This is a genomic window from Maribacter halichondriae (assembly GCF_027474825.1).
Classification (GTDB): Bacteria; Bacteroidota; Bacteroidia; order Flavobacteriales; family Flavobacteriaceae; genus Meishania; species Meishania halichondriae.
On record NZ_CP107030.1, the window covers coordinates 1,362,028 to 1,387,239 of the forward strand.

At 40.3% G+C, this 25,212-nt stretch carries 14 protein-coding genes and 4 pseudogenes; 3 read left to right on the forward strand and 15 right to left on the reverse strand.

Going from position 1 to position 25,212, the window contains the following annotated elements; genetic code table 11:
* Positions 1-26 precede the first annotated feature (26 nt).
* The 10 genes from N8A86_RS06160 to N8A86_RS06205 form a co-directional block, all read right to left on the reverse strand.
* The gene (locus tag N8A86_RS06160; protein ID WP_273568253.1) at positions 27-2,459 is read right to left on the reverse strand and encodes an ABC transporter permease; all 2,433 of its coding nucleotides are present in this window, start codon (positions 2,457-2,459) and stop codon (positions 27-29) included.
* A gap of 25 nt (positions 2,460-2,484) precedes the next feature.
* Positions 2,485-4,878, reverse strand: coding sequence for an ABC transporter permease (locus N8A86_RS06165; protein WP_273568254.1), 2,394 nt, complete (start codon positions 4,876-4,878; stop codon positions 2,485-2,487).
* A 254-nt stretch (positions 4,879-5,132) separates the two neighbouring features.
* Entirely contained in the window at positions 5,133-7,532 is a 2,400-nt protein-coding gene (locus tag N8A86_RS06170; protein ID WP_273568255.1) for an ABC transporter permease, read from the reverse strand.
* A gap of 70 nt (positions 7,533-7,602) precedes the next feature.
* Positions 7,603-9,141 (reverse strand): FtsX-like permease family protein, encoded by a 1,539-nt coding sequence (locus N8A86_RS06175; protein ID WP_273568256.1) that lies wholly within the window; start codon positions 9,139-9,141, stop codon positions 7,603-7,605.
* A 107-nt stretch (positions 9,142-9,248) separates the two neighbouring features.
* Positions 9,249-10,031 (reverse strand): ABC transporter permease, encoded by a 783-nt coding sequence (locus N8A86_RS06180; RefSeq protein WP_273568257.1) that lies wholly within the window; start codon positions 10,029-10,031, stop codon positions 9,249-9,251.
* A 71-nt stretch (positions 10,032-10,102) separates the two neighbouring features.
* Positions 10,103-12,517, reverse strand: coding sequence for an ABC transporter permease (locus N8A86_RS06185; protein WP_273568258.1), 2,415 nt, complete (start codon positions 12,515-12,517; stop codon positions 10,103-10,105).
* Between the two features lie 35 nt (positions 12,518-12,552).
* Entirely contained in the window at positions 12,553-14,988 is a 2,436-nt protein-coding gene (locus N8A86_RS06190; RefSeq protein WP_273568259.1) for an ABC transporter permease, read from the reverse strand.
* Between the two features lie 80 nt (positions 14,989-15,068).
* Positions 15,069-15,764, reverse strand: coding sequence for an ABC transporter ATP-binding protein (locus tag N8A86_RS06195; RefSeq protein WP_273568260.1), 696 nt, complete (start codon positions 15,762-15,764; stop codon positions 15,069-15,071).
* Positions 15,765-15,829: 65 nt separating this feature from the next.
* Positions 15,830-17,080 carry an efflux RND transporter periplasmic adaptor subunit gene (locus tag N8A86_RS06200; protein WP_273568261.1) on the reverse strand — a complete coding sequence of 417 codons (1,251 nt, stop codon included), beginning with the start codon at positions 17,078-17,080 and terminating at the stop codon, positions 15,830-15,832.
* Between the two features lie 55 nt (positions 17,081-17,135).
* Entirely contained in the window at positions 17,136-18,482 is a 1,347-nt protein-coding gene (locus N8A86_RS06205; RefSeq protein WP_273568262.1) for a TolC family protein, read from the reverse strand.
* Between the two features lie 287 nt (positions 18,483-18,769).
* Here N8A86_RS06205 and N8A86_RS21420 point away from each other — a divergent pair, with 287 nt between their 5' ends.
* From N8A86_RS21420 to N8A86_RS06215, 3 genes are all read left to right on the forward strand, one after another.
* Positions 18,770-19,024 (forward strand): hypothetical protein, encoded by a 255-nt coding sequence (locus tag N8A86_RS21420; RefSeq protein WP_337251748.1) that lies wholly within the window; start codon positions 18,770-18,772, stop codon positions 19,022-19,024.
* Positions 19,021-20,133 carry a sigma-54-dependent transcriptional regulator gene (locus N8A86_RS06210; protein WP_337251749.1) on the forward strand — a complete coding sequence of 371 codons (1,113 nt, stop codon included), beginning with the start codon at positions 19,021-19,023 and terminating at the stop codon, positions 20,131-20,133. Before N8A86_RS21420 ends, N8A86_RS06210 begins: the two co-directional genes overlap by 4 nt.
* A 123-nt stretch (positions 20,134-20,256) precedes the next feature.
* Entirely contained in the window at positions 20,257-21,603 is a 1,347-nt protein-coding gene (locus N8A86_RS06215) for a sensor histidine kinase (RefSeq protein ID WP_273568263.1), read from the forward strand.
* A 64-nt stretch (positions 21,604-21,667) separates the two neighbouring features.
* Here N8A86_RS06215 and N8A86_RS06220 read toward each other — a convergent pair whose 3' ends face one another.
* From N8A86_RS06220 to N8A86_RS06240, 5 genes and pseudogenes are all read right to left on the reverse strand, one after another.
* Positions 21,668-22,006 carry an MGMT family protein gene (locus N8A86_RS06220; RefSeq protein ID WP_273568264.1) on the reverse strand — a complete coding sequence of 113 codons (339 nt, stop codon included), beginning with the start codon at positions 22,004-22,006 and terminating at the stop codon, positions 21,668-21,670.
* Positions 22,003-22,631: pseudogene (locus N8A86_RS06225) on the reverse strand (LysE family transporter). Before N8A86_RS06225 ends, N8A86_RS06220 begins: the two are co-directional and overlap by 4 nt.
* A gap of 3 nt (positions 22,632-22,634) precedes the next feature.
* Positions 22,635-23,305, reverse strand: a pseudogene (gene trmB, locus N8A86_RS06230) (tRNA (guanosine(46)-N7)-methyltransferase TrmB).
* A gap of 57 nt (positions 23,306-23,362) precedes the next feature.
* A pseudogene (locus tag N8A86_RS06235) lies at positions 23,363-24,278 on the reverse strand (sensor histidine kinase).
* 143 nt (positions 24,279-24,421) lie between these two features.
* Positions 24,422-25,107, reverse strand: a pseudogene (locus N8A86_RS06240) (response regulator transcription factor).
* Positions 25,108-25,212 lie beyond the last annotated feature (105 nt).

Genomic DNA, 25,212 nt, shown 5'->3' on the forward strand with positions numbered 1-25,212 from the left:
AGTCCCTCCTTATTAGGAGAGAAGTTTTATTCGGTACGCAAACTTTTTACGGGGTTTACGATAGCAGCCTTAATACTTTGGTAGCTTACGGTAACAACGGCTACCACTACGGCCAAAAAGGTCGCTAAGGCAAATACGCCCCATCCAATTTCAATACGGAATGAGAAGTCTTCGAGCCATTTATTCATGACAAACCAACCAATGGGCAACGAAATGAGTATGGCGATGCCCACTAGTTTTAAAAAGTCGATCGTAAGTCGATATGATATTTGGCCTACACTTGCGCCCAGTACTTTTCTAACCCCGATTTCCTTGGTACGTTTTTGGGCATTGAAAGCTGCTAGACCGAAAAGACCGAGGCAGGCAATCAATATGGACAGCAAGGTAAATACCATAAATATTTTACCCAATCGCTGTTCGGCCTCATAGGTAGTGTTGAACGAATCTTCCATAAAATTATAACTGAAAGGTTGTCCGGGTGCCATTTTGTTCCATACCCCTTCGATGTCGGCGATTGCATTCGAAAAATCTCCTGCTTCCAATCTTACCGCCATTAAACCCGTAGAATTCCCCAAGGTAATACTCAACGCCCCTATGTCTTCTCGGAGAGATTCAAAATGAAAATTTTTGACAACCCCGATAATCTTATAATACAAGGGGTCTTGTTCTCCAAAGTTGCGGGTAAGTCGCTTCCCTAATATTTCTTCGGGCTGCAAACCATAGACAGTAACAGCCGATTCGTTTAAAACTATCGCCGTGGAATCAGCGCCAAATTGTCTGTCAAAAAAGCGACCGGCAACCATTTCCATATCTAAAGTGGATATATAATCATGGTCTACGTTCCATATTTGCATGTTGATGGAATTTTCTTGGCTCGCTTCTCCTTCCTGAAAAAAAGATGTATTGCTTCTTGATGAAGGCGTGGGCAGAAAACTGCTTAGCGATACATTTTTCACCTGACCCAATTGTTCCACTTGTCCTTTAAAAGAAGCTACCTGATCCCCCATGGTAAATACGTCCTCAATGAGTACAACTTGATCTTTGCCAAAACCCAATTCTTTGTTCTGTATGAAACTCAATTGTTGATAGACCACTAGCGTGCTAACAATTAAGAACACGGAAATAGCGAATTGAAAAACAACCAAAAAGTTTCTTATGTTACCCCCGCCTGCACTACTACCAACACCTCCCTTGAGCACTTTTACGGGCACAAATCGGGACATAAAAAAAGCTGGATAAGAACCCGATAAGACACTTAGAACCGCTGCAGCCACGAATAATACTGCCCAGAAAAACGGATTCGTAAACGGTATGGAAATGGCTTTTCCCGAAAGATCATTGAAATAAGGTGTGGCAATCGTCGCCAGAACTATTGCAAACCCCAATGAAATGAGGGAAATCAAACCCGACTCCGTTAAAAACTGCCGTATCAATCCTGATTTATTGGAGCCTAATGTTTTTCTTATTCCCACCTCTTTTGCCCTTTTCAGGGAATGGGCGGTCGACAGGTTCATAAAATTGACGCTTGCCAACAAAATCAGGAACAACCCGATGAACGAAAGAATATACACGTTTTGAATGCTGCTGTTTGCACTTAACTCATAATCTTTATTAGAATAGAGGTGGATGTCTTTTAACGGAATCGTACTGTAGTTCAGATAATTACCTGAGGCTCTCAATTGTTCTTCCGTAATGCCGGGTAAAAAACGCTGGGCGTAGGGAATAATATAAGTTCCCAACATGGATTGTAGGGGAGCTTGAAAATCGGCAATATCGGCACTGGGAATAAGTTTAATGAACGTAAAGAAATTATGGCTCGTCCATTCGTCATTCTGTGCCTCTTCATCACCTGCCATTGCTAGAAATACGCTATGATTCCTAAGAAAGGAACTCTTGGGCATATCTTCCATCACTCCCGTTACGGTATAGGTATCGGTATTGTTCAACAACAGTTGTTGGCCCAGCGCCTTTTTTATTCCAAAATGTTTTTCGGCGGCCGTTCGGGTCATTACCAAAGTGTTCGGTTCTTTTAGAGCGGTCTTTATATCTCCCACCAAGAGTTCTAGACCGAACATGTCTAAGAACGTAGAATCGACGAAGGTAACCTGAGGTTCTTTTATATTTGCCTCCGTTCCACTTTTTCTAATAAGTGTACTCCCCAGATCCCGAAATCGAGTGGTGGTCTCTATTTGGGCAAAATCCTTTTCCATAGTCGCAGCCATGGGCGCCGATAGTTGTGCCGATTTACTCTCATTGCCACCAAACTTGATATCCACATTTATGCGATGAATTCTGTCAGCATCAGCGAACATGGTGTCAAAATTGAATTCATCGTAGATATACAATGAAATGAGCAAACCTCCTGCCATACCTACAGCAAGCCCGAAGGTATTGAGGAAGGTAAAGAAGGGTTGTTTTTTAAGGCTTCGCCAAGCGATTTTTAGATGATTTTTGAACATGATTCTCGTTTTTTGATGATTATTTTCATTCAGTTCTCAAGATTTTAGCAGGATCTGTACGTGCCGCCTTAAATGTTTGAGATCCAATCATAAGAAAGGAAATTAGCAAGACTCCTAAAAAACCTGCCAATAACTCAGATATACCAATACCTTCATGGTACACGAAATTGTTCAGAACAACCTTGTCGAAAAGCAAGTAGGTCGCCGGGAGGGCAATACAGGCGGACAAAACCAATAAAGCCAAGAAATTTTTGCTCAATTGATAGACAAGATTTCCTTCGCCTGCACCAAGTACTTTGCGAATACTGATTTCCCGAAGCTTTGTTTCGGTCGTAAAAACTACCATCCCGAACAATCCTAAGGATGAGATACAGATAGCCAAGAACGATAGGAAGCCGATTACCTTGATTATCATCGAAAACCCGCTATAGGCCTGTTCAATCTGGTCATCATAGAATTTTGCATCCAATTCATGAACATTATTGTCGAGTTCTTTCCAGATTTTCTCGATGCTGGTGAAAGTGCCAGGCCAATCCGTAGTACTGATTTTTGCATTGATATAATTATCCGGATTTGTTGAATAGCGCACGACCAATGGTTGAATAGCTTGTTCTGGCCGTTCGTAATGAAAATCCTTTAACACCCCGATTATAGTTAACTTCTTTCCATCAATAGTTACCATTTCATCTATTGCTTTGTTGACATCACCATTTCCTATATTATATTGCTTTAACAACTTTTCGTTTACGATTACCTCATTTTCCTGTGTGTCAATATTTTTGTTTCTAAAATTTTCTCCTGCAAGAAATACGTGTCCGTGCAAGGGTAAATAGTTGGCATCTACAACGTTTTGTTGTACGCTTATGGAGTCATTTTGATCCTTGTATTTTAGTTGAGTTCCATTTATATTGCCAAGGCTGGTAACGATACGTGATTGCGAAATTTCTTTTACTGCTGGTATTTTAGAAAGTTCTTCTACCAACAGGTCGGCTTTATTGCCTTGCAACCTTATGTTCAAGATGTTCTCTGTGGAAAAACCTAGATCGTACGCGATAAAACTTTTATATTGTGTATAACCAATAATCGTTGTGGTTATAAAAATGAGTGAAAACACATACTGAACAACTATTAAAGATTTGCGTAGGCTCACGCGATGAAATAGCTTTAGCGAAGTAATGCCCTTTAAGACCTGAAGTGCCTGAATTCGTGAAAAAAACAGTGCTGGAAATATACCGGCGATAATACCGATAAAAATAGCAAGCGCAATAAACCATAAAATGGTAACAAATGATAGGTCAAGAACCACAAGGCGATTTATATATTCGTGGATGCCTACAAACTCTTCCCTTAAAAACAAAAATAATAACAACGCGAACCCCAGCGATATCAACGATATGACCACCGATTCGGTTACGAACTGAAGTATTACTTGCCTTTTACCAGCACCTACCACTTTTCGAATTCCAACTTCCTTTGCACGTTTCAGAGCTCTGGCAATGGATAGATTCGTATAATTAAAACATGCCGACAATAGAACGATGCAGGTCAAAGTTACAAGTACCCAAATAGCAATAGGGTCTAGACTAGGGCCTATTTCATTGACTTGTGAGCTGCCTATCGAGATTTCATTCAATGGCTGAAGGGACAAATCTATTTTTTGGCCCGTAAGGCCAATATTCTGTGATTTACTGAGTTCATCGATACTTGTCTGCACTGATGAAATATTATGTTCCTCCGGAAGTAGCAAATACGTATAATTGTCGTAAAACGTACCCCAGCCCATAAAATCGCCATCATGGGTGGGTTTTTGGAGCTCAACGGTAGAAAAGGAAACTAACGCCCCGAAATCGAGATGCGATAGTTTGGGAATGTCCTTCATTATGCCCGTTACTTTATAGGTGAGACTGTCGAATTTGATTGTTTCCCCAAGCGCATTTGAATCTCCAAATAGTTTTTCGGAAGTTTTCTCGGTCAACACTATTGAAAAGGGTTCTTGTAAAGCAGTCTTGGAGTTACCTTGCGTTAAGGGAAATGTAAAGACGTTCAAAAATGAATTGTCCGCCCATAATGCTTCCATGGGTATTTTACTATTCCCGATTTCCGCATCACCTCCGAACCCTCTTCGTATTATGGTCACGTCATCCACTCCCGGAACCGATTCCCTAATTTCGTAACCTGCTTTTACCGAAGTGGAAGCAAGGTTCATTACAAAACCATTGGCATCTTGGTTCGATGTAGTTACTCGATAAATTCTGTCTTTGCTCTCATGAAAATTATCATAAGACAATAAGTCGGAAATAAAAGTAATCATCAACAAGCCTACCGAAATACTGACGGCCAGACCAACAACATTTATGGCCGTAAACAACCTATGGCGAGCCATGCTTCGTAATGCGATTTTTAGATAGTTTTTTAACATGGTTCTCGTTTTTCAATGATTCCTGGCTAGTTCGTTAAACGGCCTCATAGAAAGGGAATCGATTTTCATGCCATGTTCACATTGTGCTGAAATTCAATTATTTAGAATCAAATTAGAAGAAAAAGACATGCCTAAGTGTAAAATATTTGGACAGAATTTGTACAATATATTTACATAGTCCAAGCAATCCTTAAAAGGGTCTTGCATAAGAAACTCAAACCCCCGTATTTGGTAGGGGTGAATAAAAGAGAACGCTATTCCGTTCGTAAACTATTCACAGGATTCGCGTTGGCAGCCTTGATTGCTTGAAAGCTGACGGTCAACAAAGTTATTGCCAGTGCACCGACAACGGCCAGAACAAAAATCCACCACTCCAAAATGACCCGATAGGGGTAGTCTTGTAGCCAACCATTCATAACGTAGTATGAAATAGGAATGGCTATAAAACATGAAATAACGACCAGCTTCAAAAAGTCTTTGGAGAGCATATTCCACACGTTGAAAACGGACGCCCCTAAAACTTTTCTGACCCCGATTTCTTTGGTGCGTTGTTCGGCTACAAAAGAAGTCAACCCAAAAAGGCCAAGGCAACTGATCAAGATGGCCAATGCCGTGAAAATTCCTGACAAGGTTCCGATGCGCTCCTCGGCCGCGAATTTTTCACCGTACTCACTGTCCACAAAATCATATTCAAATGGTATATCAGGAAAATGTTCCTTAAAAACCCTTTCAACAATTGCGACGTTTTGACTTGCACTTTGATTCGGGTTCAATCTAAGATTGTAGTAACTAGAGTTATCAAATCTATCAAAAACATACAGCCCCTGTTTTACAGGCTCATAAGGCGATTGTGCAATCATGTCTTCCACAACACCAATAATCTTTAACGGCGGGTTGGGATCTTCTTCATCGTCATCTTTCAAAAATTTTCCAATGGGGTTTTCCATGCCCAGATATGCCTTCGCTGTCTCGTTGATGAGAATGGCTAAAGAGTCGGAGGCGAAATCCCTCGAAAAATCCCTTCCCTCAACGATTTTCAAATCCAGTGACTTCGCATATTCGGGAGAAACCTCCGTCCACGCTAAATCTTCTTGAAAACCTTCAGGTTTTCCTTCCCAGGTATACCCACCTCTATTGGACCAGATTCGTGTAGTAGGACTACTGGAAGATGACATTTCAACCACTGCGCCAGATCCAATGAACTCACTTCTCATCAAATCGTACTTACCATTGAAATCTTGACTGAACGTAGGCACTTGTATCAAGCCCTCTTTGTCATACCCGACCGGTCTGTTCTTCGCGTGGTTGATCTGCTGCATCACGATTACGGTACCGATGATAAAGGCCACGGATACCGTAAATTGAAGCACCACCAATATTTTTCTGGGCAGGCCGGCATACTTACCTGCTTTGAAGGTTCCTTTTAAAACATCAACGGGTCTAAACGAGGATAGATATAGGGCAGGATAACTACCCGCCACTAGGGCCGTGAACAGAATGAAAGCCAACGAAATCAACCAAAAAACCCCGCTGCCCCAAGGGAAGGAAATCTCCTTTCTAGATAGTTCGTTAAATCCGTTCAAGGACAGTAACACAATCAAAACCGCTAGGATAAAAGCAAAGGCAACCACTAAGAAAGATTCACTCAAAAATTGATTGATCAATTGCCTTCTTTGGGAACCGATCGACTTTCTGATACCAACCTCCTTAGCGCGTTTTTCAGATCTTGCCGTACTCAGGTTCATAAAGTTGATACAGGCCAAAAGCAATACGAAAGCCCCGATGATTCCGAAGAGCCAGACATATTTTATTCTTCCGCCCACCTGTTTACCATTTTCAAAATTGCCATGTAAATACCATTCTTCCATGGGAAAAAGAAAAATTTGCGGGTTGAACTCTGCTGTATCTTCATTCAAGTCTTTTTTGACATTTCGAATGGTTTGGCTGACTTTTTCCATACTCGCATTGGCCTCAAGTTTCACGAACATTTGAAACGAGTTGTTGCCCCATTGGTCTTCGGCATTCTTGACCCATTCCCTTGAAGCAAGATATTGGTCCCAGGGAATAATATATTTCGTATCGTTAAAGGTATTGTTGACGGGGATATCTTTATAAACCGAGGTAACCATCAAATCATACTGGTTACTGACCTTGACGACTTTTCCGATAGGGTCTTGCATACCAAATAATGCTTCAGCGGTTGATTCAGAAAGCATAATGGAATTGACCTCCCTAAGGCCGTCTTTTTCTCCCTTAAGAATTTGTAGCTCCAAAAGTTCCGGGGCTTCCCTTTGCATATAATTGCCCGTTCGGGAAAGATTGGTTTCATTGTATTTCAGATAAAGATCACTAGTCCACGATGACATGACCAAATGTTCGAAATTATCACCATACCCATCGCGCAGCGCTTTTTCCAAAGGTCTAGGAATTGCGGGACCTGTGCCCGTATTTCCATTAAAGGTCTGTGATTGATAGACCTGCGCAATCTTTTCCTGGTTTTCGAAGTAACTGTTATGCGACAATTCGTCTACGACCCATAATCCGATAAGAAGGGTTACGGCCATACCGAGAGCAAGGCCGCCGATATTGATAGCTGAATAACCCTTGTTCTTCTTCAGGTTTCGCCAGGCGATTTTCAGATAGTTTTTAAACATGATTGATGATTTTGATTGATGTTACTTTTAAACCATTCTTATATAAAGACTCGACAAATGTCAAAAAGTTTCACTCTGTGCGTAAACTTTTTACAGGATTTGCCATTGCTGATTTAAACGATTGAAAACCTACCGTCAATAGCGTAATTGTCAGAGCACAAATGCCTGCCAATGCAAACACCCACCACTGTATATCAATTTTATACGTAAAACTTTCCAACCATCTATTCATAAAATAATACGCCAAGGGAAAAGCGACTATGAAAGCTATCAACACCAGTTTTATGAAATCTTTGGTCAATAATCGTAAAACAGAACTAATACTTGCACCCAATACTTTTCGTATGCCTATTTCTTTTTTCTTTTGCTCCGCCACATAGGAAACCAATCCGAAAAGGCCCAAACAACTAATAAGAATGGCCAATATGGTAAACACGATTGAAATTGTGCCAAGGCGCTGTTCTTCCTGAAATAATTTTTCCACTTGCTGGTCAACAAAAGTGTATTCAAAAGGAGTTTCTGTTGTGAAGCCGTTCCATTTTGCTTCTAGATTGGCTAATAAGGTTTTGAAGTCGGTTGTTTCGGTTCGCATAACGATCCAGCCCGGACTGTCCTCATTAAAAAGTGCGATCGGGGCAATGCTTTCAGTTAACGGGGCAAAGTGATAGTCATCAACAACCCCAATAATATCGAACAATTCAGTTTCACCCTCATAGGTGCTCGCGACTTTTGATGAAAGTGCCTCTTCCATAGGAATACCAAGTGACTGCAATACCACTTTGTTCACTATGGTCTGTGTACTGTCATTGGGTCTAAAATCCCTGCCTGCAATCAGCTTCATACCTACTGTATTCATATATCCGGGACTCATTCCACTGTAATGTATCAGTGTCAGCTTGGTAGGATCTTCACCTGGTAAATGTCCTCCGAAATCTCCAAAAATCCGCTGTGAAGGATAGCTGTTGGCCCCAGCAATATCTTTCACCCCCGAAACCGAAGCAAACTGATCTTTAATAGCATCAAATCGGCTAAAAGTTTCATAGGTACCCAAGCGTATGGCCAGTAGATTTTCTTGCTGGTAGCCCAAATCTTTGTTTTGCCCAAAACGCACTTGTTGAACTATAATGATTACGGCCACAATTAGAGAGGTGGATACGATAAATTGAAAAATGACCAAAGCCCTTCTGAATCCTGCTCCTCCGGATGCCACTTGTGCAAGCCCTCCTTTTAATGCATTAATAGGTTTAATGGCCGAAAGTATCAATGCCGGGTAGACTCCTGCCAAAAGTCCGGTAATTAATGACAATGCAAATAACAATACTATAATCTTAGTGTTGAAAATATCGAAAATGCCCAAATCGCTTTGTCCAAGTTCATTGATAAAAGGAAGCAACACTATGCCCAAGGGAATACTGATAAGCGTGGCAAAAAAGGTTAGTAACAGGGACTCTCCCAAAAATTGATAGATAAGCGAGCTTTTGTTAGCGCCGACCACTTTTCTAACTCCTATTTCCTTAGCTCTTTTATTGGCAAAAGCTGTTCGCAAATTGATGAAATTTATACAAGCGACTGCCAATATAATGCCCGCCAGAATAAGTAGGGTATACAAAAAACCGATTTCTGAAACCTTATCCAGTTGTGGAGCTATTCCTTTGGAATATAAGTGTATATCCGTTATAGGTTTTAAAAACAAGGTCTTTTCGAACCCCGTTTGCTTTAAATCTTTGGCGCCCCGTCTCTGTAAAAATTCAGGAAATTTTTTTCCAAACCGACAGCACTTGTGCCGGCAGTCAGTTTCACATAGCTGTAAACAAAGTTTTGGGTGGCATAGTTCTGATTGTTCATCACAAATTGACCAACACCTGGGGTGTTCATACTAATAAGATAATTGGGGTTGAGATGGGTCTTACCAAAATCATCTTTAAAAACCGCCGTAACCGTTTTATCACTAGCCTGCTCACCAGCGCCAATAACTACGCTTTTATTCAGTGCATTTTGGCTTCCGAAGAGTTTTTTCGCCAAAGTAGAAGAAAGCACGATAGAATTTGGCGAATCTAAAGCAGTACTTGCCGAACCTTCTAACAATGGGTAATCAAATACTTTGAAGAAAGTAGAATCTGCAACATAACCTCTTTTGGCATAATGGCTTTCGGTAGACTCGGACAACCGAATAGGTGATTCGAATTGTTCCATATAAACAATGCGGCAAACTTCTTCAACTTCTGGAAAATCCTCTTTTAAGGCAAAGGCGATAGGAGGGCTGGCAGCTGGAGTATTGGTCTCTGGGCTATTGCCGCTTAAATGCTTTATTTTAGTTTGAACGCGATAAATTGAATCTGCATCAGTATAATGGGTGTCATAACCCATTTGGGCCAGTACATATACTAAAATACAGAGGCAACTTGCTATACCCACAGTAAGCCCAAGCAAGTTTATACCTGTTTGCAATTTGTTCTTGGTCAGATTTCGCCAAGCGATTTTTAGATAGTTTTTGAACATGATTGATGAGTTTTGATTGATGTTGCTTTTAGACCGTTCTTAATTAAAGACTCGACAAATGTCAAAAAGTTTCACTCTGTACGTAAACTTTTTACCGGGTTGGTCAGTGCGGCCTTGATAGATTGAAAACTTACGGTAATCAGGGTGATTCCGACAACAATAATTCCAACCAAAACAAAGGTCCACCAATTGATACCAACATTATAGGCAAAACCTTGCAACCACTTATCCATTGCCCACCAAGCGATTGGAAATGCAATCAATGTGGCGATTAAAACCAATTTGACAAAGTCTTTCGAAATCATCCGTACAATGTCGGTTATATTCGCGCCCATAACTTTTCGAATACCTATTTCGGACTTCCTTCTGGCTACGGTCAAGGTGGCCAATCCGAATAATCCCATGCATGATATGAATATGGAAAGAATCGAAGCAATGTTGACAACACTCTTTGACCTCAATTCATTTTGATATTGTGCGGACAAAGCTTCATCCAAAAAGGAATATTCAAATTCTTGCCCAGGATTGGTTTTTTCCCAGATGTTCTTCAATGTCGCAATAGTAAAGGTCATATTTTGTGCCTCAAGCCGCACTGAAACCCTTGGCTGTGTCGTGTGTTGTAATTCAGCATTTTCCACGTGCTTAAAAATCGGATCTAGATTTATAGTCAACAGTAGGGGCTCAATACTATTGCTCAAAGACTCGAAATTAAAGTCTTTCATCACCCCAAGAATTGTAATGTCAAACTTATCGAAAGATTTACCAATCGGATTTTGAAGACCAAATCGCTTCACAAATGTTTCGTTTACCAATACTCCGTTTTGAGCGTCGCTGGCATTCCCTAAAAGAAAATCCCTTCCTTCGGTAATTTGAATATTGTGTGTTTTAAGAAACCCTGGATCCACACTGTTAACAACAAATTCGCGGTATGTATTTTTCCCATCGGTAAAACCAGCATTAATCCAACCGTTCTGGGCAAAACTGAGCATCGACCGCGAAGCATCGGCTACCATAGGTTGTTTTTTAAGTTCAGCAACATACAATTGGGCAAAAGTATCGGCCTCATCTCCTGACATATTCGTTGGTACAACAACTATAGCGTCTCTTTGATACCCGAGATCTTTGTTGACCAAAAAATCTATTTGCCTTCCGATCATCAAGGTGCCAATAAGCATAACAATAGAAGCCACGAATTGTGTTACAACCAAACTTTTTCCGAAAAGTCCCATTGAAGCACCTTTCACCATTCTACTTCTTAGAACCTCGATAGGATTGTATTTCGAAAGTACTATGGAAGGATAGATTCCTGCTATCAGCGCAATAAATACAATCAAACCAAGTGTGATCAACCAAAAGCTTAAGTCAAAATTGATGTAAAGAAATTTACCTGTAAGGGAGTTGAAGGTGTCTTGAAACAAAAAGGCCAGAAATACACCAACCAAGACTGCCATAATCGTAATCAATAAAGCCTCACCCCAAAACTGGTGAACAATTTGCTTACGGAAAGCCCCCAATGCTTTTCTTACCCCTACTTCGGTCGCCCTTGAAAAAGAACGGCCGACGGACAAGGTCACAAAGTTGATACAGGCCAATAACAATATTAAAAATCCAATTGTGCCCATTACATAGGCATATTTCGGGTTTGAAATGGGTTCAAGACCTGGGGGCAAAGAATGATCAAGATGTATTTCTGATATGGGTTGTAGATGAATAAAAAACGTGCCTTCTTCATAATTATCACCCAAATATTGTTTTATGATTGTTGGGAATTTATCTTCTAATCGTGCGGCGGACTGATTGGGTTTTAGCAGCAGGTACGATTCAACTACGACATTGAACCAACTCTCTCTCGCCCTTTCACTAAAAAACAAGGCTTCATTTTCAAGAGAAACCAGCATTTCGAATTGAATACTCGATTCTTGAGGAGGATTGGCCGCAATCGCCGAAACCTCAAAGAATCTAACTTCTTCATCAAACTCCACAGAAAGTGATTTGCCAATTGGATTCTCTTCACCAAAATATTTTTTTGCAGAAGCTTCTGAAAGGATAATCGAATTTGTGCTTGAAAATGGAGCGGAGGCATTGCCCTCTAGAAGCTCAAAATCAAATAGTTGAAAAAAGGCAGGGTCGACAGCCCTGACCTCTTCATTGAATTCGGATTCATTCCTTTTTACAAGGGCATTAAAACGATAAACCCGGCTACCATCTTCAATTTCTGGGTAATTGCTTTTTAACACATTCATCATCGAGACAGGAGTCGTCGTATTTACGAATTCCTCTTTAGGCCCATAATTTTCATCTTGCCATACCCTATAGATCCTATCAGTGTTTGAATGAAACCGATCATAACTGAATTCATTTTTGACATACAGCGCTATTAGGATAAAACAACATACACCAACAGCGAGTCCTGATATGTTTATCAATGAATAACCTCGATTTTTAAGGAGGTTTCGCCAAGCGATTTTTATATAGTTTTTAAACATGATTGTTGTTTTTGATCGAGGATGATTTTTCTATTTCATTCGGTACGCAGGCTTTTTACGGGATTTACAATCGCGGCTTTAATACTCTGATAACTCACAGTAATAATCGAGATGACCACGGCCAAAAAAGAGGCCAAAACAAACACCCAGACCCCTATTTCAATGCGGTACGAAAAGTCTTCGAGCCATTTGTTCATCGCAAACCAACCTAAGGGCAGTGAAACAAGAATGGCAATGCCCACCAGTTTTAGAAAGTCTATTGAAAGTTTGTATGAAATCTGACTTACGCTTGCTCCGAGCACCTTTCTTATGCCTATCTCTTTGGTACGTTTTTCAGCGTTAAAGGCAGCCAACCCGAAAAGACCTAAACAAGCAATTAAAATGGAAAGCGCAGTAAAGATGAAAAATATGCGACCCAATCGCTGTTCTGACTGATATGTGTCATTAAATGAGTCCTCCATAAAATAATAATCAAATGGTTGACCAGGCGCTACTTTATTCCAAATACCCTCAATGCCAGCCAATGCTTTTGAAAAATCTCCAGATTCCAATTTAACCGCCAGCGCGTATGCTCTATCGGTCAGGTGAAGGCTTAAAGATTCTATTTCTGCCCTAAAAGGTGAAAAATGAAAATCTTTAACAACGCCGATAATGGTATAATACTCGGGATTCTCATCTCCCATATCTGGGGTATAGCGCTTACCTATTGCCTCCTGTGGCGAAATTCCCATGACTGATACAGCAGATTCATTCACAATGATACTGGTAGAATCACTCTTGAAATTGCGATCGAACTCCCTCCCCGCAATAATCTCAAAGTCCATTGTCGACACATAATCAAAATCAACTCCCCATCGTTGCATACTAACAGCATTTTCTTGGTCGGTTAGTCCTTCTTCTGGTGCAAAAGTAGAATCAGATCTAGATGATGGTGTTGGGAAATAACTGCTCAAGGTGGCATTTTCAACGTAACTTAATTTTTTTACCTCTTCTTTGAAAGATTCGGCTTGATTGCCAAGGGAAAAAGCATCGTTGACTATCAAAACCTGATCTTTTGAAAAACCAAGGTCTTTATTTTGAATGTAATCTAATTGTTGATATACCACCAGTGTGCTTATAATTAAGAACACCGAAATAGCGAATTGGAAAATTACCAATCCATTTCGAACTTTACTTCCTCCAAGGCTGTTGTTACCCGTGCCTTTTAGGACCTTAACGGGAATGAATTTAGACATAAAGAAAGCAGGGTAACTACCAGAAAATAGTCCTAGTAAAATACCAGATCCAACTAAAATCAACCAGAAAAATGGATTTGCATAAGGCATAGAAATATCTTTGTCAGCTAGATCATTGAATAAGGGAAGGAGTATAATCGCCAAAATAATTGCTAGTAATAACGACCCAAAAGAAACCAAGCCCGATTCGATTAAAAACTGTCTTATGAGCTCGCCCCTATTTGACCCCAAGGTTTTACGAATACCGACTTCCTTCGCCCTTTTCAGGGAATGTGCCGTCGAAAGGTTCATAAAATTTACACATGCTAAAACCAAAAGAAATATGGCAATAAATGAAAGTATATAAATACTTTGAATATCATTGTTACCACTTATTTCGGCTACCCTATCAGACTTTAGATGAATGTCGGTCATGGGCATCGTGCTATATATCAAATAATTGCCCGCCGCTTTAAATTGTTCTTCCGTAATACCCGGCATAAACTGCTGTACCCCAGGAACAACATACTTGCCTAAAAAACCTCTTAACGGTTGTTGTATGTCTTCGATATTCGCCGATGGAATCAGCTTGATATACGTTTGATAATTATTACTTCCCCAATTCACAATGCGCGAATCTTCGTATCCAGACATCGCCATAAAAACTGTATGGTCTCTTAAAAATGAATTTTGAGGAAAGTCAGCTATTACCCCAGTTACTGTATACGAGTCATCATTATCTAAAATTAAGGTTTGACCGATTGCGTCATTGCTGTTAAAATGTTTTTCAGCAGCAGATTTGGTCAAAATCAATGTGTTGGGTGATTTTAGGGCCGTTTTAATATCCCCGGATAATAACGCTAACCCGAACATTTTAAAGAAAGTTGAATCGACGAAAGTAGTCTGCAATTCCTTAATGTTTGCTTCTGTACCTGTTTTACGAAGCAATATACTTCCCTGTGTACGAAATCGCATGGCCAATTCAACCTCGGAGAAATCGTTTTGTACAGTTTCAGCCATAGGGGCTGGGGTTACCGCAAACTTTCGACCATCCCCTCCGAATTTAATATCTGCATGAATGCGATGTATACGTTCGGCATCGGCAAACATGGTGTCGTAACTTAGTTCGTCATGAATATATAATGAAATAAGTAAACCTCCAGCAATACCGATAGCTAGCCCGAAGGTATTCAGAAAAGTAAAAAAGGGTTGTTTTTTAAGACTTCTCCAAGCAATTTTTAAATAATTCTTGTACATGATGATTGATTTTGATTGATGAACAAACTTTCCCGTAAAGACCTGTCGGGTTTTTAAAACCGAACAGGTCTAGACACTACTTATATCATTGCCCCGATCTTTCTATTATGGCTTTCGGTAACAATTTGCCCATCAAAAAGATTGACCACTCGATGTGCATAATGCGAATCGTGGTCCGAGTGTGTTACCATCACAATAGTGGTGCCTTCTTGGTTCAATTCTGTTAACAGGTTCATTACCTCGGTGCCGTTTTTGGAGTCAAGGTTACCTGTTGGCTCATCCGCGAGAATCAATTTCGGATTTGTAACTACGGCTCTTGAAATTGCCACCCTTTGTTGTTGGCCTCCCGAAAGCTGATGCGGAAAATGTTTTTCCCTGTGGGCTATTTTCATACGCTCCAAGACTTTCATCACTTTTTCCCTGCGTTCGCTCTTTTTCATTTTGAGGTAGATAAGGGGCAATTCGACATTCTCGAATACGGTTAACTCATCGATGAGGTTAAAGCTCTGAAAAACAAAGCCCAAATTTCCTTTCCGTAGTTCCGTGCGTTGACGTTCTTTGAGTCCGGCTACTTCATGTCCTGCAAATTGGTAACTGCCTTCTGTGGGGTTGTCCAACATACCGATTATGTTCAGAAGGGTCGATTTACCACAACCTGAAGGCCCCATTATAGCAGTGAATTCGCCATCTTCAACTTTTAGATTTACATTGTTCAGTGCCAAAGTTTCTACTTCCTCGGTTCTAAAGCTCTTTTTTAAGTTTTGAATTTGTATCATTTTTCGATTGATTTTAGTTGTTATAATTAAAGACTTACGTATTCTTATTTAGTGACGGTTATATGCTATTTTAACACAATCTTTTCGGCTTCCCCGAAGCTATCGTAGTTACTAGTGATCACTTTTTCACCCGCTTGCAGACCTTCCAAAACTTCGTAATATCTAGAGTTTTGTTTTCCGATTCGGATATTTCGTTTCAACGCCTCATCTCCATCCGGACCGACAACAAAGATCCATTGGCCGCCGGTGCTTTGAAAGAAACTTCCTTTAGGTAATAAAAGTGCATCGCTAGATTCACCCAATTGTAATTTGATATTATAGCTCTGCCCGGTTCGAATAGTTTCAGGCTTTTCCGCCGTGAAAACCAAGTCGACCTTGAATTTTCCGTTGCGCACCTCTGGGTAGACTTTTCTAAGACGTAACGGAAACTCATTGCCGTTACGGTCCAAGGTCGCAACCAAATCACGCTGTACCCTATCTATATAATGCTCGTCGATACTGGCCTCGATCTTATAATCGGTCAATACGTTGATCTGCCCGATGCGCTGCCCTTGGGTAATGTTTTGACCGATCTCGGCATCCAAGAACCCTAATTGCCCGTCTGCCGGAGCGCGCACGTTCAGATGGTCAAGGCGTTGGTACACCATGCCCAATGTTTTTTGCATTCGATTTAGATCGGTTTCCAAAACCGGTAGCGAAGTTTCACGCAATTCGTTATCGTTCTCCGTCTGTACTTTTACGATTTCATATTGTTTTTGTGATAGTTCATAATTTTCCTTTGACAGTTGATACACTTCCTTCGAAATCAATTCTTCTTCGAATAGGGCTTTATTCTGCTCGAAATTCCTTTTTAATCTTTGAAGTTCGGTGCTGGCGGTGGCCAACGATCTTCTACCTTCTACCTGTCTCGAATCAAAAGTCAATCTGGTCTGACGCAAATCGTTCTGTTTTAATGCCAGACCACTTTCGCTCTGTAAGATTTGTTCGTAGAGATTAATATTGTCCAGCTTTAGAATGATATCGCCTTTCTTGACCATCGCACCCTCTTCAATTAATTTTTCTTCTACGCGACCGCCTTCGTAGGCATCCATATAAATCGTAGCGATGGGAGCCACATTACCGTTGATGGTGATATAGTCATCGAACTTGCCCTGGGTTACATCGGCTATGGAAAGCTTATCCTTTTCGGTACGAAATGTGGAGACCGATGTCGCAAAAATCAATTGATAGGCAGCGAACAACAATAGCAGCCCAAGGGCGATATAGCCAAAGTGTTTTGGACGTAGTCCTTTTTTCTTTTCTAATTGTATATCCATTTTTTATAATTCTTTTTTTGTCATTTCCGCGAAGGCGGAAATCCATTCATTTGTATCAGTTAATATTAAAAATCGGCAGCCCACTGTAAAAGTCTAATGTGGTCTTATTGACTTCGGAACGCAATCGAACCTGTAGATTTTCATTTTGCGCACTTGCAAAAAGATTTTTTGCCGTAAACAATTCAATACCATTGACCATTCCTTTCTCATAACGCTTTTGGGCAATGGTGAAAGCCATACGTTGGGCTTCCATATTTTGCCCACTTTGCTCCAACTCTACCAATAATGAGTTGTATTCTTGTACCAATTGTTGAATAGTTTGAAAGAGTACCTGTTCTTGCAGCTCAAGATTATTCTCTTGTCTAAGTTTTTCGATTTTAGCTTGTTTTACCCTTGAGCGAGCTGACCAACCGTTGCTGATGGGAACATTCAGGCTCAATCCGTAGAACTGCGAGGTATTATCCCTGAATTGTTCGCGAAAGGGTAGGGTATTGTCTAAACTATCCCGAAAGGTTTCAAAATAACCAGTACTTACACCGGCAAAAAGCGATAATGAAGGATAGAGATTTCCTCTGGCTATGCCCACCTGTTTTTTTGCAGCTTGAGCGCGAAGTTCTTGCGCCTTAACTAAAGGTAAAAATTCACGCGCTTTCGAATAGACAGAGTCCGATTGCATCTTTGGCGCTGTTTCAGTTTCCGTCACCTGGGCGATGTTGGGTATGATCTCTATCTCGGAAGTATTTTCTAGGTTCATTTCTTGAATTAAGGCCAACTTTGCTGCGGCCAGTTGGTTTTCGCTTTGGGTCAGATTGAGTTCATCCGCTAGTAATGCGGATTTTGCTTCGTACAAATCTGCGCCAGCCATCAGACCAAGTTCAATCTGTTTCTCGACCAATTGGTAATTGGTTTTGGAAACGCCCAATTGCTCATTGGCAATGGCGACCAACCCTTCAGAAAACCGAATATCATTAAAAGCTTGCATGACACGAAAAGCCAACAAATATTTCTGCTGTAGGCTCTCTTCTTTTGCCGCTTTGTATAGAAATTTAGAGGCCTTGATGGCATTGATTTTTTGAAAACCCTGAAACAAGTCGATATTCGACTGTAACGAATAATTGTTGAAGAAAAAATCTTGCACGACAAAGGTTCCCGTATTTGGATCCTCCGCTCTACCAGAATTTACAGTGTAGTTCGAACTAGCATTGACTACTGGTAAAAGATTACGAATCGACTGTCGGTAGTCCTCCCTGCCAGCATCCGCGGTATATTCAAAATTGTTCAGCTGAAGATTGTGCTCCAAGGCATGGGCGATGCACTCGTCAAGCGTCCACTTTTCCTGGGCAAGAGTATTTGCACCTAGCAACAGGAAAAATACAAATGGTATTAAAAATCTTAAAGTCATAATTTAATTGATGTGCCAAACTAGATACTACTCTTATGCCAAGAATATAAATTGCTGTTTATCAAGTGATTGAAATTTATTTTTCGTTGACCTCGTTGTACAGGTGTAAAATAGTTGTACAATAGCTGTCAAATTTTTTTACACTTCTTTAGTAGTATCGATTTCAAATCGTAGTTTTAAAAAACGTTATATCGCCCGTGTATTCGGTCAAGAACCTTCTTGTACGTCTTGACGACCTTAAACGGAATGTTTTTTGGTAAGAGAGTTTACCATAATACCTTTTTACCATGCTGGATGCAAAAATATTGGTCGTTGATGATAATAAGAGTGTTCTGAGCGCACTTGAGATTTTGTTGCAGTTCGAATACAAGACGGTCAAGACCATTTCGAATCCGAATCAAATTTCTTCTTTTCCCGATTTAGTGGATTTCGATATCGTGTTGTTGGATATGAATTTTTCCGCTGGAGTAAATACGGGTAACGAAGGACTTTTCTGGCTGCGGGAAATCCAAAAAAAGCGCCGCAGATTTCGGTCATTATGATGACGGCCTACGGAGCTGTTGATCTGGCCGTAAAAGCATTGAAGGAAGGTGCCACCGATTTTGTATTGAAACCTTGGAACAATGACAAACTACTCGCTACGGTTAAATCAGCTAACGAATTACGAAAATCGCGCAAGGAAATAAACAAACTCAAACAGAAAGAAGACAACCTAAAACAACATATCAATCAGAACAAGAATTATATTATCGGTAATTCGAAAGCCCTCAACTCGGTTCTAAAACTGGTCGGGAAAGTGGCCAAGACAGATGTCAACGTTTTGGTCACAGGGGAAAATGGAACAGGAAAAGAATTGATAGCACGTGAATTACACGGACTTTCCGCTCGGAAAAATGAAGTATTTATTGCCGTTGATATGGGCTCCATTTCAGAACATCTTTTTGAAAGCGAACTTTTTGGTCACTTAAAAGGTTCATTTACCGATGCCAAGGAAGACCGCGCCGGTAAATTCGAAGCGGCCAATGGGGGTACCTTATTTTTAGATGAAATCGGTAATTTATCGCTTCAGACGCAAGCAAAATTATTATCCGCCATACAGAATAAGACCATTGTGCGAGTAGGTTCGAACAAACGGATTCCAGTTGATATTCGTTTGATTTGTGCTACCAACGAGAATCTGGATAAAATGGTGGCCGACGGTCTTTTTCGTGAAGATCTGCTATATCGCATCAATACGATTTCCATCGAGGTGCCACCGCTTCGTGAAAGAGATAACGACATTTTGGTATTGGCTGATTTCTACCTGAACAAATACATCTCGAAATATGGAAAACCAGGTCTACGAATCAATCAGGCGGCCCAAGAAAAGTTAATGACCTATCCGTGGCCGGGTAATGTACGTGAACTTTTGCATACCATTGAGCGTGCCGTCATACTTTCGGAAGAAAACATATTAAAACCCGAAGATTTCTTATTAAACGTCAAAACATCCATTTCGGTAGATTCCGGCCCGGAAACCTTGGAAGAAATGGAACTTTTGATGATTACGAATGCCCTCAACCAAAACGAGGGCAACTATAGCGCAGCGGCCGAGCAATTGGGTATCTCAAGACAAACACTTTATAATAAGATGAAGAAAATTGGGAAATGATTGCTAAGTTGGCGGTTGCGGTTGGCAGTGAACAGTAATAAATAATGAGTAATGAGTAATGAGTAATCAAAATTATGTTTAAAAACTCATAACTTTTGAACTTGAACTTGAACTTTTTTGCCTATGGTAAGCCGACATATTTATTTACAATTGATACTTCGTATCATATTTATTTCGCTTGCAGGGCTTGCCGTCGGTTATTTTTTCTTTAGGGAACAATATATTTTGGCCGGGCTTGCCTTATTGTTCATGATAGTGCTGACTTCATTTCTAATCCACTATGTAAATCAGACCAACCGAAAAATTGCTTATTTCTTCGATGCCATCAAAAATGAAGATTTTACCTTGCGCTTTCCTGAAAAGTTGAGTGTAAAATCATTGGAAGAGCTTAACCATAGTCTCAACATGCTTAATGAGATGATTCAGGAAATCCATCTTAAAAAACAGGCGCAAGAGCAGTATTACCAAGAAATCATCAAACAGGCTGATATCGGAATTTTGACCATCAACGAAAAAGGCCACATTCTCTTTGCCAACCGTACTATCGAAAAACTGTTCGATTATACCCCGCTGAACCATATTAAACAATTATCGCAGGTCGACCAAAAACTGTACGAACTGTTCGAAGAACTCAAACCTTTTGAACGAAAACTGGTACAACTTTCCAATGAGAGGGAGAAGAAGCAATTGGCACTGAAATCTACTTCAATAACCTTTGAAAATAAGGAGCTTTTATTGGTCGTCGTACAAGACATCCATAAAGAACTTGACGAAAAAGAGACCGATTCGTGGGTGAAATTGATACGCGTTTTGACACACGAAATCATGAATACCATTACACCGATTACCTCCATTTCAGAATCGATATTGAAATACTACAAAACAGACCGCGGATTGATGTCTTTAGAAGATTTCAATGAAGACCATATACAAAATACGGTCAAAGGCCTTGAAGTCATTAAAGGACAAGGTGGTGACCTGATGGAATTCGTACAATCGTACCGAAGCTTTCTAAGCCTCCCGAAACCCGACAAAAGCCTTGTAAACGCCAAACGTCTTTTAGAAAAAGTAAAAATTTTAATGAATCAGGAAAATGACCATGGCCAAATTACCTTTGAAGTTGTTTCAAACCCTGAAGATCTTGAACTGTACATCGATGAAAAACAGATTTCGCAAATCTTGATCAACCTCAGCAAAAATGCGCTTCAATCGTTACGAGGTTTGGAAAATGGTAAAGTAAAAATTGTAGCCGGACTCACCAACCAAGATAAAAAATACGTTCAGGTCATAGACAATGGTCCTGGAATTCCGCCTGAACTTATCGATGAGATTTTTGTGCCTTTCTTCACCACAAAAGATACCGGAACGGGTATTGGCCTTAGTCTTTCAAAACAGATTATGCATCTGCATGGCGGAAACATTCAGGTAAGCTCAAATGACCGTACTGTCTTTACATTGAGTTTTGATTAAATTTTCAATGCTCAGACCTGTCAGCTTTTAGATGCAAAAAATGGCACAAGTCAGCTAGGCCTAGCTACCCCAATTCTTTGAAGGGATCCCAAAAATGCTTTTCGAAATCAATGATTTGGTTGTCGACAACCTTGATTCCTTCACTTTCCAGTAATTGTTGCATGAGATTTGTTCCATCGAAATGGTGCTTTCCTGTCAGTAGCCCTATTTTATTGACGACACGATGCGCAGGTACATCTTCCATACCTCCGGCTCCGTTCATAGCCCAACCCACCATTCTCGCACTTCGGGCAGTACCTAAATATGTGGCGATGGCACCATAGGAAGTAACCCTTCCATAAGGAATTTGTTTTGCCACCTCGTACACTTTTTCAAAAAAATTTTTATTATCAGGATTAGTCATGTATAAAATATTCGAATAATGGTAATCATTAAAAGTAACAACATCAAAGCACTTAAAATATAATTACTGTTTTTTGAAAAACGATTCGTTTTGGTCTCCAATTTATTGAAATAGAACACATAGAGGTAGAGGACCGAAAAAGTACCGAAACCAGCGGCCAAGACAAAAGTCAATATATCGGTTATATCGAACTTGATCCAACCTGAAGCATTCCACATGGCATTAAGGCCACTGTAGTAGGGGATGGTCAATAAATTTACTGCTGCCAGCAGAAAGCCTTTATAGAAACTGTTTCTTTTGCTCACCTGTACCTTTCTGGGAGGCTTGATTTTATTTCTTCTTGCCGCAATAAAAAAATAGACCGCAAAAAAAGCGAATACCAACAAAGCGAATTTTAGCAGCCAATCGATGACCTCGGGGTTTTTGTACAAGAACTTCGAGATATAAACTGCTATGGTGGCCTGTATCATAATCATGGAGGAAACTCCTAGACTAAAAATCACGCCATTTAGCTTGCCCTTATCCACACTGGTCTTGGCAGCGTTCATGTTCAACAGGCCAGGTGGTACCGTAGCCATAAATGCTGCAGAAAAAGTGGCAAAAAAAGAATCAGTAGGTGTTCCATAAATCAGTTTATCCTGAATTGGATATAGGTAATGGGTTTTCCCCTTTCAAGGTACTGATTTTCGTAGAATGTTTGTATTCCAATGACTTCTTGCGGACTTCCCTCATTTTTATATACATCGTGATTTGCATAAATTATCTCAAGGCCCAGTCCGTGAAGAAGCCCTAGTGTATAACCGTGCATAAATTCGCTGTCGGTCTTTAGATGTACGAGTCCGTCAGGTTTGAGAACCTTACGGTATTTTTTCAAGAAATCGGCGTTCGTCATGCGATGTTTGGTACGCTTGTATTTAATTTGGGGATCTGGAAAGGTTATCCAGATTTCAGAAACCTCGTTTGCATCAAAAAGCTGATCGATAAGTTCGATTTGCGTTCTTAGAAACGCAACATTAAGAAGATTTTCTTCCAAAGCTGTTTTGGCGCCACGCCATAATCGTGCTCCTTTAATATCTATTCCAATGAAGTTTTTATCAGGATTCTGTCTAGCGAGTCCGACGGTGTACTCTCCTTTCCGCATCCCAATTCGAGTACAATAGGACTTTCATTGCCAAAGTGTTTTTTCCAATTTCCTTTGAGTACGAGAGCACCAGATTCAATGTCGATCCGATTCGGTTGAACCACATTTTGAAAAGTCTCGTTCTCTTTGAATCGTTTTAACTTATTCTTGCTTCCCATAAAAAGAAATTTTAGAGCCTCGCAAAGCTAAGGAAATACAACATGTTCAGAACTTCATCAAGAAACTGATTTTTTAGCTTTCTCAAGTGTAAAAGAAAACTCGGAACCCACACCAATTTCGCTTTCGACGTAGATTTTTTCGTTGTGGGCCTCCATAATATGCTTTACGATAGCAAGCCCCAGACCAGAGCCGCCCTCGCTTCTGCTTCCACTTTTGTCGACCCTATAGAAACGTTCGAAAAGCCTCGGAATGTGTACTTTCGGTATACCCTCGCCATTATCGGTCACCCGAACTATCACCTTGTTTTTTATAAGGTTTTCGACGCTGACCTCGGTCGTACCGTCCTTATGGCCATATTTGATCGAGTTGACCAATAAGTTGGTAACGACCTGCTGAATCTTCTCCTTATCAGCCTGCACATAAATGGGTTCATCATAATTAATGTCAAAAGTCAGTGTGATTTTTTTCTTGGTGGCTTTCATCTCCAACAGTTCGAACACACTTTCGATAAGTTCTACAATATCAAAAACTTCTTTTTCAAGATTCAAATCCCCTACTTCGAGCTTTGTGATCAGGTCGAGATCCTTTATGATGTAAATCAGTCTATCAACGCCCTTGGCGGCCCGCTGTAAATATTTCTTCCGGATGCCTTTATCATCAATGGCACCATCCAACAAAGTTTCTATATAGCCTTGTACGGTAAAGAGCGGTGTTTTCAATTCATGGGACACATTACCTAGAAAATCCTTACGGTATTCTTCGCGGATCTTAAGTGTGTCTATTTCTATTTTTTTGTCTTTGGCGAATTTTTCTATTTCCTCGGTAAGGGTACGCATATCGGTGGTAATCGGGCCCGATGTCAAAGAAGTGGACTCTAAAAGGGCCACATCGTCATATATTTTTTATTCTCTTATAAATAAATTTTTCGACCCTGATCTGTATCACTGCAAAAGTGACAACGAAGACGATCATGCTGAATAATACTATAGGTAGCCAATACGCTTCAATCTGGTCGCCGTAAAAGACCAAGACAAGCATGAATATTAAAAGGATAAGGGTAATAAAAAGGGAAGAGCGTAAAGCGAACTTGTATGATTTCTTCAAGCGAGAAGCCATTACAGAACGAACTTATAGCCAACGCCCTTTACGGTCTTGAAGTGATCTTCGCCGATTTTCTCTCTTAGTTTACGAATATGCACATCGATGGTACGGCCACCCACAACCACCTCGTTACCCCAAACTTTGTCTAAAATTACCTCACGTTTGAAAACCTTGCTAGGTTTTGAGGTCAGCAGTGCCAGCAATTCAAATTCCTTTCGTGGAAGTACGATTTCTTTACCGTTGTTGACGATCTTGTACTCTTCTCGATTAATGACGATGTTGCCTACCGTTACGATATCTTCTTGCTGATTGGCCTCATCTTTCAATCTTCTTAACAAAGCCTTTACCTTACTCACCAAAACTTTTGGTTTTATAGGTTTCGTAATATAGTCGTCGGCCCCGGCATCAAAACCTGCGACTTGTGAATAGTCTTCTCCCCTTGCGGTGAGAAATGTTATAATTGTATTTTCAAGACCAGGAGTATTTCGAATTATTTCACAGGCTTCGATTCCATCCATTTCGGGCATCATCACATCAAGTATAATCAAATGCGGCTTTTTTTCTTTGCTTTGGCAACGCCTTCAGCACCATTTTTGGCCGTGAAAACCTCATAACCCTCTGAAGATAAATTATACTTGACAATTTCTAAAATGTCCGGTTCATCGTCTACCAAAAGTATCCGAATATCGCTCTTTTTCATGAAAAACCTAAGTTGATTATCTTCAAATGTAAAGATAATACTAATAGACCGAACCCGCTTAACATTGATTTAATATGGTAACGTTTAGATAACCTGATCGAAACC